Here is an 11,476-nt window from a genome sequence, read left to right on the forward strand (position 1 = left end):
GCAAGGAGTTCGGTGAAGAACTAAAACCTTATTATTGGAAACCTGTGCTTTGGACGAGGGCATACTGTCTACTTACAACAGGTGGAGCGACAATTGATGTAATTCGAGAATACATCCAAAACCAAGAAAGACCCGACTGAAAAGGCGTGCTATCCATCTCCATCTAAATCACAGATTATAGATGGAGAATTCCGCACATTTAGTTAAAAACCAAAAGCGCACAGCAGCAATGGCTGTCTGCCAACTATCGTGATGTGGTGCTGAGCAAACTTGGTGAAGGTCGTATCGGTATCTTAGGAGATGCGGCTCATGCCATGAGTCCGCAGCTTGGACAAGGCGCCAATATGGCGCTGCTCGACGCATGGGCCACCAGTCAAGCCCTGCTTCAATATCAACAGGATTTCTCACTGCAAAACCGCTGGCAGCAGTATCATCAACTGCGGTTGCCGTCCGTGCGGTTTTACCAATTTTTTAGCCGCCTGCTGACACCGTTTTATCAATCACATCATCGCTGGACAGCGCCGCTGCGTGATATTTCATTTCGTGCCATGTATCAGCTGCCGTTTTTCCGCAAAGAAATGGCCATCACGATTTCTGGCTTAAAAACAGGTGCATGTGGGCAAATGAATTATGCCGACATAGCCCGCAAGTCTGCAGATGATTCTGCGGCTGAACTGCGCAATTTAAAATTTGATTAAGAATTAACTCCCCATCATTCTCTTGATGGCTTACACTATGATGCTGCTCAAATGCTGCGGCATTTATTTTTTGATTTTTGAATTGGTGAAATCCTCATGAACAACCTGCAATGGCTCGATGAAGTAAAATTTAACGAACAAGGCTTAGTGCCTGCTATTGCACAGCATCATCAAAGCGGACGCGTATTGATGGTGGCATGGATGAACCGTGAAGCGTTGGCGCAAACTGCAGAAAAAAATCAAGCGGTGTACTTTTCACGTTCACGCAATAAGTTATGGCATAAAGGTGAAGAATCTGGCCATTTCCAAACCGTGCATGAAATCCGTTTGGACTGTGATGCTGACGTGATTGTGCTACAAATTGAACAACATGGCGGCATTGCCTGCCATACCGGTCGTGAGTCGTGTTTCTATCGCAAACTTACTGCCAATGGCTGGGAAGTTGTCGATGCGCAATTGAAAGATCCGGCTGCAATTTATGGTGCAAAATCAGCAAATCCACATACCCTTGCGATGAATGCGTCCAATGTACAATCTGAGCAAGTCGAAGTACTCGACTACTTAGGTAAAATGATGGCTGAACGCAAACAAGCCGACCCTGAATCCTCTTATGTGGCAAAGCTTTACCATAAAGGTCTGAATAAAATTTTAGAAAAAATCGGTGAAGAAAGTGTTGAAACCATCATTGCCGCTAAAGATTTTAAAATCGAAGCCAATGAAGACAACAAAAACGATCTGATTTACGAAGTGGCAGACCTTTGGTTCCATACCATTGTAATGCTAGGTTATTTCGATATTGATCCACAATTGGTACTTAACGAACTCGCTCGTCGTCAAGGCCTTTCCGGTTTGGTTGAAAAAGCCAACCGTCAGCACTAAGACGCAACCGTGCCAGAGCTTAAAAAACCGACCGCGACCTATGAGCAGGCTACTGCCATAGATAACGCACGTCTAGGCAAATCATTTAAAGTGATCGCCTATGCTGGCACAGGTAAAACCACCACACTCCAAATGATCAGTGATGCCATGCCTCAGCGGCGTGGCATGTACTTGGCCTTTAACAAAGCCATTGCCACCGAAGCACAGAATCGTTTTCATCAAAATGTCGACTGTCGAACCTTCCACTCATTGGCTTATCGTAGTGTTCCACGTGGAGTGACTGATAAACTGCGTCTACCACGTTTAAGTCCCAGTTTTATTGCCAAAGAATATCGACTAGAACCGATCACCCTACGTCGTATGATGGGCGGTCGTTATGAAAAATATGTACTCATGCCTTCGCGTTTGGCGAGTCTGGTGGCAAATGCTGTTAGTTATTTCTGTTCGACCAGTTCACAGTACCCTGCCCCACGACATCTACAAGCACCGAGTTGGTTGCATCCAGACGATATCGAAAGCTTACAAAAGCATTTGTATCCTGCCATTGAACGTCGTTGGTTAGAGTCGATTGATCCGAACCATGCAGCAGGGATTGGACACGATATTTATTTAAAACTTTGGGCTTTGTCTGAACCGAATATTCCTGCGGATTATGTGCTGTTCGATGAAGCTCAGGATGCTGACCCACTAATGCTAGGGATTTTACTGAAACAGCGTAATACTCAGGTCATCTATGTTGGCGATGCGCATCAACAAATTTATGCATGGCGTGGCGCAGTCAATGCCATGCAGCAACTCCCTTTACCCGAATCACGTTTAACCACGTCGTTCCGTTTTGGTGAAGAAATTGCCTTGAACGCCAATGCTCTGCTGGGCGCATTGAATGAAACCGTGCCGTTATTGGGTAATCCGCAGCTCAACTCTAAAGTGGTCAATAAACCGCATACCAAGATGCGCGATGCCATTTTATGTCGTACCAATGCACGTGCGATGGAACTGTTATTGGCAGGTTTGGTCAAAGGTGAAAAAGTCAGCCTGCAAGCAGATCATGCACGACTCAATCGTTTTGTCGATGCTGCAGCCATGCTCAAGCAAGGTAAACGCGTGGTCGATGTCCCAGAGCTTGCATGGTTTAACTCATGGCATGATGTACATGAATATTGCGAGACCAATGACGGCAGCGATATTAAACCGCTGGTGAAGTTGGTCGATGACCACGGTACTGACCCACTGAAAAAGGCACTGGCGAAAATCACCCCGATTGATCAAGCCGACTACATCATCTCGACCGCCCATAAAGCCAAAGGTTTAGAATGGGATCGGGTACATATTGAAGATGACTACCAATTTAAGCTCAACGATAAAGATTATAAAATTAGTGACGAAGAGTTACGGTTACTTTACGTGGCCTGCACACGTGCTAAAGTAAGTTTAAATATCCATCATATTTATGACTTGATGCAGCACTTAAAACGTCAAATGCCCAAATCTTTGGCGCAAGCGGTCAGCTAGTATGATGAAAAAGGTGAATAAACAATAAATCAGTAAAAGGTGCACCATGAAAATACAATCGATTCAACTCAAGCACACCCTTCATTTTACTGATATCACCCTCAATTTTAATTATCACGATCTGCCGATTACCTTAATTTTGGGTGATCAAAGTTCTGGAAAAACCTCCCTACTGCGCTTTAGTTACCAGGCCCTCACTTGGTTTGCTGCACGCTATAAAGATTTGCGTACAGCAGGTGTGGTGATGCTCGATCAAGACATCATGTTAAATCGCTTACAATCGAAACTTGATATTCAGGTCAGTTTTCCCGAAGACATTGGCGCATTTCAGCTTTCAAGTGATCAGCAAGACCAAGACCCACAATGTTGTTCATGGCAACTGTATAAAACCTTAAACAGTCAAGGCGTCGGCCTTAGTAAGGCCGAAACACAGCAATTGGAATCGATGGTTGCGCTGTATCAAAAAGCCCTCAAAGCTGATCCGTTACAAGGGCTGCCGCTCATTGCCTATTACCCTGCTGAACGCTTCGTCAACGACGTAAATATTCTCAATAAAAATAATCCTGCTATTTTTCAGCCTTCACATGCCTATGAAATCTCGGCCATTCCCTTTACCACGTTTATTCGTTTTTTTGAGTGGTTTCGAGAAATATCCGATATAGAAAATGCACAAAGTGCCGAATTAATTCAAAATTTATTACATCCAAAAAACCCAACTGACTCATCCAACACATCTGACACGCCACTTTTTGGACAAAAACTGGCGCAAGCTCAGGCCGATCTACACGCGCCGTCACTCAGATCATTAAAACAAGCCTTAGAGACCGTGTTGCCCGATGTGACCAATATTTATCTGCAATATCACCCTAGATTACAGTTAATGGTCTGCTATCAAGGCAAAGACATGTTGTTTCAACAGTTGTCGAATAGTGTCCGCAACCTTGTGGCCTTAATTGGTGATATTGTGCGTCGCCTGTGCCTACTCAATCCTCATAGCTTATATCCGTGCCAAGAAGGTGACGGTATTTTATTGATCGACGCCATAGACCACCAACTCGATCAAAACATGACTCAAGTGATTTTGACCCGTTTAAATCAAGCGTTTCCACGACTCCAAATCATTGCCAGCGGCAACCGTCCTGAACTGCTGGAACAGGCTTCTCGTTTTCAGTGCTTACAACTACAGAATAAAAAGCTCAGTGAGATTCAGCCTGAAAAACTACAAGAAACTTATGATCAGATTTATCAGCAGTTGCAACTCGGATCAAAGGTATCGCTTCCAGCCAAAACTGAAGAGATTGAATTAAATGAGCCACTGAACAGCCCAGATACGATCCAGCACATGTTGCAATTAATCCAGACGCAACTGACCGAGCAACAGCAACAAGAATTGGTTAGGGCTTTATCACAGCGGGGTGATCAGGACGTTACGATCCAACCGCTAAGTTAAAAAAACTGAGGCTGATTAAGTGAGCGTAATCCATAGCCTCGATGTTTAAATATTCAGCAACAAGGCCGCAATAGATGTCTAGACAGTTTCGTCAGGCGTATAATGTGTAAGTGGTTCATAAAAAAGATTGATGTTGTTTTACGCATGTAATATGATCGGTTTTATTTGCAATTTTCATAGTAACATCGGAAATTGCTATCGCTTTACGAGTTGCGCAACACAGCTTGTTTTTAATTTTTTTGACACACATGGCTTTCAAGATTGAATTTTTGGACTGCTCTTTGCTGTCCTGTAATCCTTGAAAGATGAAATACACCTAGGTTTCACCGCCTAATCATGACAATGGATACGAGTGTGCTACCGATTATTATATTGTTACCGTTAATACTAGGCACAACACTTGTCTCGTGGTTGAAGCAATTCTCTCGCGGGGTAACAGCTTTAGGGGCGATTGGCGTCAGCCTCAGCAGTTTAGTTTTATTATTGAGTCAGGCTCAAGATGTCTTTAATGGCAAAACCATCATTCAAACTTGGCCGTGGCTCACTCAAGTTGGCATAGATTTCAGTTTCCGTCTCGATGCACTGGGCTTATTGTTTTCCCTGCTCATTACCGGGATCGGCACCTTAATTTATATCTATGCCTACTATTATTTAAGTCCAAAGAACTCGCTCAGTAAACTGTATGTTTTATTGATGCTGTTCATGGCTGCCATGCTCGGCATTTCATTGTCTAATAATTTAATTTTATTACTCATTTTCTGGGAACTCACCAGTATTTCATCATTCCTTTTGGTCGGTTATTGGAGCAATTACGACGCAGCTCAGCGTGGCTCTCGAATGGCTTTGACCATTACAGGCATGGGTGGTCTATGTATGTTGGGTGGTTTTGTTCTGTTGGCGCAAATCACGGGCACCTATCAAATTGACCAAATCTTGACGATGAGTAGCCAAATTCAGCAGCATCCGCTTTTTGTGCCCACACTGCTATTAATTTTAATGGGGGCATTTACCAAAAGTGCGCAGTTCCCTTTCCATTTTTGGTTGCCAAATGCCATGGCGGCACCGACCCCCGTCTCGGCTTATCTACACTCTGCCACGATGGTGAAAGCCGGAATTTTCCTGCTTGCGCGCTTATTGCCGATCTTTGCAGGCGCGGCGTTGTATCACAACTTGGTCACCTTTATTGGCTTATTTACCTTATGTATGGCGGCCTTCTTTGCCATTTTCAAAGAAGATTTAAAAGGACTTTTGGCCTATTCCACCATCAGCCATTTAGGTCTGATCGTTTGTTTACTTGGGATCGGCTCTCCCCTCGCAGTTGCAGCTGCCATTTTCCATATCATTAACCATGCAACCTTCAAAGCAGCCCTATTTATGATCGCGGGGATTATTGACCACGAATCAGGTACACGTGATTTACGAAAACTCTCTGGTTTATGGCAATTACTTCCGTTTACCGCAACGCTGACCATGATCACTGCAGCCTCTATGGCAGGTATCCCATTAACCAATGGTTTCCTTTCTAAAGAGATGTTCTTTACTGAACTTTTAGCCAACCTGACTGGGCCAGTGATGATCGTGTCAGCGATCATTGCCACCTTTGCCGGTATCTTTGCTGTCGCGTATTCGGTGCGTTTGGTTCATGGGGTGTTTTTTGATGGTCCATTAGGGAAAGATGTTCCTAATAAAGAAGCACATGAACCACCGTTTGGCATGCGCGCACCGGCAACCTTACTGGCTGCTTTATGTATTTTAGTTGGACTCTTCCCTGCATTATTGGTTGAGCATATTGTCAATAGTACCGCGCGTGCGAGTATTCAAAATACTGCGTTTGAAGGTACACATTTAGCGATTTGGCATGGCTTAAATGCCCCCCTTTTGATGAGCGTGATTGCACTCTTGGGTGGTTTAGTTTTCTATTTCGCATTGGCGAAGGGCGGCAAATTACGCCGGATCGACTTAGATCCACTTTTGGGTCGATTACAAGGTAAAGTGCTGTTCGACTTATTTTTAAAGCATCTATTACTCAGCTCAAGAAAGTTCCGTCGCTTTACTGAAAATGGCAAATTACAAAGCTATTTATTATGGATTTTGATCTTTAGTGTGGCCATCGTCATCGTTCCATTTTGGCTGCAAGGCATCGGCACAGGCAGCCGTGAACTGGTACATGCACCGGTCATCGCGATCGTTCTATGGCTATTATTATTCTCTGCATGTTGGATGATGCTTTGGTTCCACCATGAACGGATTAAAGCCGTCCTCATCAGTGGTGCAGTCGGTCTAGTTGTGACCATGGTGTTTATCTGTTTCTCCGCTCCCGATTTAGCGTTGACACAGATTACTGTTGACGTGGTGACCACCGTGCTCTTACTCATGAGCTTATCGTTATTACCACAACTCACCCCTTATGAGTCGAGCGTGTCACGTCGTTGGCGAGATGCATTGATTGCGATTATTGCAGGTCTAGGGATTGCATGGATTTCATGGTTGATCATGACCCGTGATCACAATTCCATTTCATGGTTCTTCATGCAGCAGTCTATCCCACTTGGCGGTGGTACCAATGTGGTCAACGTGATCTTGGTGGATTTCCGTGGTTTCGATACCTTTGGTGAAATTACCGTACTGGGAATTGCCGCAATTGGTACGCTGTGCATGATGGATGGTATGCGTGCTCATGGCACCACCATTACGCAAGGTCTAACCTATCGTTTTAATCCGTCGCCACTGATGTTCCGTATTACCTCATCTTGGATTTTGCCTTTGGCCTTGGTGGTCAGTCTGTATATTTTCCTACGGGGTCACAACTTACCAGGCGGTGGCTTTATTGCAGGTTTAATTACCTCTTTGGCCTTAGTGATTCAATATATTGCGCTTGGTCAAGACCGTGCCGAACAATTGATTGGTGCAAAATCAGGTCGCTTATATGAAGTGTGGATTGGTATTGGTTTAACCATTGCAGGTCTGACAGGGATCGCTGCTTGGCTATGGGGCCGCCCATTCCTGACCAGTGCCCATATCTATGTCTCACCTCCAATTTTAGGCGAAATGCACCTTGCCTCCGCTGCCCTCTTCGACACAGGTGTTTACATCACCGTGGTGGGCGCGACGATGTTAATGATTTCCGTCTTAGGCGACTCGCGTCACTCGAGTATGTCTGGTCCAGTTCCAAGAGGCGAATAAGATGATTAGTTTAGAATTTTTACTCGCTTCAGCCATTGGCTTACTGACCGCAACAGGGGTCTACCTGATTTTGCGGGCACGTACCTTTCCTGTCGTGCTGGGTTTAGCCATGATTGGCTATGCTGTGAACTTATTTTTATTTGTCATGGGACGTATTCATGTCAACGCACCGGCTGTGTTAACTGAAACCACCAAAGCGACCGACCCTTTACCGCAAGCCTTGGTCCTGACCGCCATTGTGATTGGCTTTGCGACCACAGCCTTTATCGTACAATTGGCTCTGCGTAGCCGCTATGAAACCGGAACAGATCATGTGGACTCCAAAGAAGAAATACCGCAAATTGACCCGCGGGAGGATGAGCCATAATGCATGACTTCATCCAATTTTGGACTACGCATAGCCCGATTTTCAGTATTTTAATTCCTGCAATTACTGCATTTATTTTAGTCCTGCTGGGCAACCCCGGCTCTGGTTCTTTGGCGCATGACTGGCGACAACCTTGGCGTCGTGGAATCAGTTATGTTTCAGGCATTCTCGGGCTGATCACATCTATCAGTTATTTGATGATCGCCAGCTCTGGTCAAGTTTTGGTTTATAACCTGAGTGAATGGGCCGCACCATTCGGCATCGTCTTAGTCCTAGATCGACTCTCAGCTTTCATGTTGGTGCTGACCTATGGACTTGCTGTGCCAGTGATGTGGTTTGCCAGCAAAGAATGGGACGAGCGTGGTCGTTATTTCCATGCCATGTGCCATTTCTTACTGATGGGTTTGTGTGGTGCGTTCCTGACAGGCGATTTATTTAACCTGTTTGTGTTCTTTGAAATCCTGTTGATGGCATCATATGTTTTGCTCTTACATGGTCAAGGCAAAGCACGTTTTCAGCTTGGTATTCATTACGTCACCATTAACCTATTTGCCTCTGCCCTCTTCCTGATTGGACTCGGGATGATTTACGGCAGTGTAGGTAGCTTAAATATGGCTGATGTTGCACGACTTATGCCTTTGCTTGAAGCGGATCAACATCGTATTGCTGTGGCTGGTGCATTGTTACTGTTCACTGTCTTTGGCATCAAAGCTGCAATGCTGCCTGTAGGGTTCTGGTTACCAAAGACCTATGCTGTGGCAACCACGCCTGTGGCAGCCTTATTCACTATAATGACCAAGGTCGGCATCTATGCCATTCTCCGTGTCAATGGTACTGTGTTTGACGATGGGATTAGCCGTGAAATCTTACAACAGTGGTTGTTACCGATTGGCTTAGTAACCTCGCTCTATGGTGCCTATAGTGCTATCGGAACGGATCGCTTACGTCGTTTTGTCGGTTTTATGATTTTGTCTTCTATCGGGACAATATTGGTTGCGATTTCACTCTTTAATACTGATGCATGGGCTGCGGGGCTTTATTACCTGATTCACAGTACCATCATTGGTGCAGCTTTTTATATTCTCTCGGGTTGGATTACCTCACAACGTGGCGAATTTAAAGATCATTTTAAAATTGCGCCCCGTATGAAACAGCATAATACCGTTGCTGTTTGCTATTTCATCATTGCGTTGATGATGGCTGGTCTACCGCCATTTAGTGGATTTTTGGGTAAAGTATTTCTCTTGCAAGCAACGGCCAATTCACCTTACCAAATTATGATTATTTTGATCGTATTGTTGGTGAGTTTACTCAGTATTATCGCATTCACTCGAGTTGGTTTTGTGCTTTTCTGGCGTTCATCTCGCCCAGAAGATGATATTGATACTGAAGAATATCAGCGTTATCAGGCTTTGCCGAATAAGGCACCGCTTCGTAATGACAAAACCATTTATCTGCTGTTAACAGCGCTTGTGGGATATATGGTTTTTGCTGCACCGATCTATGACTATACCTACAAAACTGCGCAGCAAATTCAAAACAATCCATTATATGAATCATTGCTGCTAAAAAAGGATGAAAAAGGTCAAATCATCAGTGTTCAACCTTATGATCCTGAAAATTTACCTGAAACTAAATATGGTGGTGAATCAGCCGATCCAAATGCACACCTCATTCCTGCATTGATTGCACCTGAAACTCTACATGGCGAGCATATTTCTGAGTATAAGCAACGCCAAATTCAAGGACAGCAACAAGAAGAAAAACTACCTGAAGAGACCCAACTAAAACCGATGGAGGCACCTTAACATGGCGAAAACATCTGTATTAAATCGCTGGTTTCCGCATCCATTGGTATCAGTCATGGTTGGTCTGAGCTGGGTGATGTTAGCGCACAGTCTAGATGCGGCCACACTCTGCATGGCCTTGGTTTTAGCCATTGTTATTCCACGATTGGTTCGCCCTTTTATTGACCGAACGCCGAATATCAACTGGCTGGCAGCATGTAAATTATTCTTTGTGGTGCTGTGGGATATTATTGTCAGTAATATCCATGTTGCAAAATTAGTCCTTGGGCCAACACATAAACTGCACCCGAAATGGTTCCGTGTTCCTCTCGATACACAGCATGAGGAAGTCAATTCTTTACTTGCGATGATCATCACCACCACACCCGGTACAGTGTCTGCTGGGATTGACCAAGACCGTGGTGATATTTTGGTCCATGCGCTGAGCACGGATGACCCTGAAGCGGAAATTCAAACCATTAAAGAGCGCTATGAACGCCCTCTCATCCTCATTTTTGGCGCTGATACAGGAGAATCCACATGACAATTTTACCGTATGCGCTTGGCATCTGTTTAGTTGCGGTGACGATCTCGATGTTACTGTGCCTCATCCGCTTAGTGATGGGACCCTCAATCGTAGACCGACTACTTGCTTTAGATACCTTATTTTTAAATGCCACCTGTTTAATTGTCATTTTAGGTATTTATTGGGCAAGTACATCGATGTTTGAGGGGGCATTATTGGTTGCCATGCTTGGGTTTGTGTCTACAGCCGCTTTAGCACGCTATTTCACCACTGGCCACGTGATCGACTAGGAGTCCATTAATATGCAATTAGTCATGGAAATTTTGGTCTCGATTTTTTTGGTTATTGGCGCTTTTTTCATGTTGGTCGGCGGTATTGGCATGGTTCGCCTACCCGACTTATTTATGCGTCTGCACGCACCGACCAAATCGAGCACCTTAGGCTTAGGAAGTTTTCTAATTGCTGCAATTATTTATGCAGCATTTCAAGGTCGTTTTGGTTTTGCAGAAATCCTAATCACGCTCTTTGCCTTTATCACCGCACCGGTTTCTGCAAACCTCATGGCACAAGCGGCATTACATTTACGACTGCGCTCGATGAGTGGTGATGCACCAGAAGCGCTCAATCGCCCTCTTCCTTGGCAACGAACTCGGCGCCGTGCCTTTCACTCTAAAATCCATTCAAAACCGGAAGATCTGGATTAATTCCAGATCCAGTTTTGTTTATGTCTTCGAGCTAAAAAATTCTTTGATTCGCATCCACATTTTTTCAAATACGCTACTTTGAGCCATATATTGCAAACGCTTTTGGTTATATGGCGTCGTTTTTAAACCATATTTTTCAGCTAAATCAATCAGCATATTTGTTTCATAACTACTTTGAAAATGATCAGACCATTTAGGCTGATATTGACTCATCTCAAGATTCGCCAATTCTTGACATCCTCACCCCCTTAAAAGAGGGTGATTCCTACAGCTAGACGCTTATGCCCAAGCGCAAGAATGTTTAGAGCTGAGTTTATATCTCGATCATGAGCTGTACCACAGCTCATGCACTCCCATTCTCTTATTCCAA

The 11,476-nt window shown here is 44.5% G+C and carries 12 protein-coding genes and 1 pseudogene; 11 read left to right on the plus strand and 2 right to left on the minus strand.

From position 1 onward, the window contains the following. The 11 genes and pseudogenes from FTU37_RS15355 to FTU37_RS15405 form a co-directional block, all read left to right on the plus strand. Nucleotides 1-140, plus strand: a 140-nt coding sequence (locus tag FTU37_RS15355; protein WP_180107216.1) for a transposase, incomplete at its 5' end; no start/stop codon positions are given. A gap of 63 nt (nt 141-203) precedes the next feature. After that, nucleotides 204-698 (plus strand): annotated as a pseudogene (locus FTU37_RS15360) (FAD-dependent oxidoreductase); the annotation flags it as partial. Between the two features lie 96 nt (nt 699-794). Next, entirely contained in the window at nt 795-1,577 is a 783-nt protein-coding gene (gene hisIE, locus FTU37_RS15365) for a bifunctional phosphoribosyl-AMP cyclohydrolase/phosphoribosyl-ATP diphosphatase HisIE (protein ID WP_180009539.1), read from the plus strand. A 9-nt stretch (nt 1,578-1,586) separates the two neighbouring features. After that, the gene (locus tag FTU37_RS15370; protein WP_180009538.1) at nt 1,587-3,089 is read left to right on the plus strand and encodes a UvrD-helicase domain-containing protein; all 1,503 of its coding nucleotides are present in this window, start codon (nt 1,587-1,589) and stop codon (nt 3,087-3,089) included. A gap of 46 nt (nt 3,090-3,135) precedes the next feature. Then, complete coding sequence (locus FTU37_RS15375; protein WP_180077140.1) at nt 3,136-4,539, plus strand: AAA family ATPase; 1,404 nt, start codon at nt 3,136-3,138, stop codon at nt 4,537-4,539. Between the two features lie 342 nt (nt 4,540-4,881). Then, complete coding sequence (locus FTU37_RS15380) at nt 4,882-7,722, plus strand: monovalent cation/H+ antiporter subunit A (protein WP_180124614.1); 2,841 nt, start codon at nt 4,882-4,884, stop codon at nt 7,720-7,722. A gap of 1 nt (nt 7,723) precedes the next feature. Continuing rightward, nucleotides 7,724-8,089: a Na+/H+ antiporter subunit C gene (locus FTU37_RS15385; protein ID WP_078189407.1), complete on the plus strand. Its 366-nt coding sequence runs from the start codon at nt 7,724-7,726 to the stop codon at nt 8,087-8,089. After that, on the plus strand, nt 8,089-9,897 hold the full coding sequence (locus FTU37_RS15390) for a monovalent cation/H+ antiporter subunit D (RefSeq protein ID WP_180012106.1): 1,809 nt from the start codon (nt 8,089-8,091) through the stop codon (nt 9,895-9,897). Before FTU37_RS15385 ends, FTU37_RS15390 begins: the two co-directional genes overlap by 1 nt. 1 nt (nt 9,898) lies before the next feature. Continuing rightward, a complete protein-coding gene (locus FTU37_RS15395; protein ID WP_180012108.1) occupies nt 9,899-10,420 on the plus strand; it encodes a Na+/H+ antiporter subunit E in 522 nt (173 codons plus the stop codon). Beyond that, complete coding sequence (locus FTU37_RS15400; RefSeq protein WP_078189410.1) at nt 10,417-10,692, plus strand: monovalent cation/H+ antiporter subunit F; 276 nt, start codon at nt 10,417-10,419, stop codon at nt 10,690-10,692. Before FTU37_RS15395 ends, FTU37_RS15400 begins: the two co-directional genes overlap by 4 nt. A 12-nt stretch (nt 10,693-10,704) precedes the next feature. Next, nucleotides 10,705-11,106: a Na+/H+ antiporter subunit G gene (locus FTU37_RS15405; RefSeq protein ID WP_180012110.1), complete on the plus strand. Its 402-nt coding sequence runs from the start codon at nt 10,705-10,707 to the stop codon at nt 11,104-11,106. An 18-nt stretch (nt 11,107-11,124) separates the two neighbouring features. On the opposite strand, the gene FTU37_RS15410 is transcribed toward FTU37_RS15405, so the two are convergent. Both FTU37_RS15410 and FTU37_RS15415 read right to left on the minus strand, forming a co-directional pair. Then, entirely contained in the window at nt 11,125-11,319 is a 195-nt protein-coding gene (locus FTU37_RS15410; RefSeq protein WP_180005485.1) for a hypothetical protein, read from the minus strand. Between the two features lie 35 nt (nt 11,320-11,354). After that, nucleotides 11,355-11,476, minus strand: a 122-nt coding sequence (locus FTU37_RS15415; RefSeq protein ID WP_180005585.1) for a zinc ribbon domain-containing protein, incomplete at its 5' end; no start/stop codon positions are given.

It is taken from the genome of Acinetobacter sp. YH12097, assembly GCF_013419225.1.
Classification (GTDB): Bacteria; Pseudomonadota; Gammaproteobacteria; order Pseudomonadales; family Moraxellaceae; genus Acinetobacter; species Acinetobacter amyesii.

What these genes read in the sequence shown, in the direction of transcription:
- FTU37_RS15400 (WP_078189410.1), top strand. Translation starts at nt 10,417, where the DNA reads ATGACAATTTTACCGTATGCGCTTGGCATCTGTTTAGTTGCGGTGACG.
- FTU37_RS15410 (WP_180005485.1), bottom strand. Translation starts at nt 11,319, where the DNA reads ATGAGTCAATATCAGCCTAAATGGTCTGATCATTTTCAAAGTAGTTAT.
- hisIE (WP_180009539.1), top strand. Translation starts at nt 795, where the DNA reads ATGAACAACCTGCAATGGCTCGATGAAGTAAAATTTAACGAACAAGGC.
- FTU37_RS15385 (WP_078189407.1), top strand. Translation starts at nt 7,724, where the DNA reads ATGATTAGTTTAGAATTTTTACTCGCTTCAGCCATTGGCTTACTGACC.
- FTU37_RS15375 (WP_180077140.1), top strand. Translation starts at nt 3,136, where the DNA reads ATGAAAATACAATCGATTCAACTCAAGCACACCCTTCATTTTACTGAT.
- FTU37_RS15380 (WP_180124614.1), top strand. Translation starts at nt 4,882, where the DNA reads ATGGATACGAGTGTGCTACCGATTATTATATTGTTACCGTTAATACTA.
- FTU37_RS15390 (WP_180012106.1), top strand. Translation starts at nt 8,089, where the DNA reads ATGCATGACTTCATCCAATTTTGGACTACGCATAGCCCGATTTTCAGT.
- FTU37_RS15395 (WP_180012108.1), top strand. Translation starts at nt 9,899, where the DNA reads ATGGCGAAAACATCTGTATTAAATCGCTGGTTTCCGCATCCATTGGTA.
- FTU37_RS15405 (WP_180012110.1), top strand. Translation starts at nt 10,705, where the DNA reads ATGCAATTAGTCATGGAAATTTTGGTCTCGATTTTTTTGGTTATTGGC.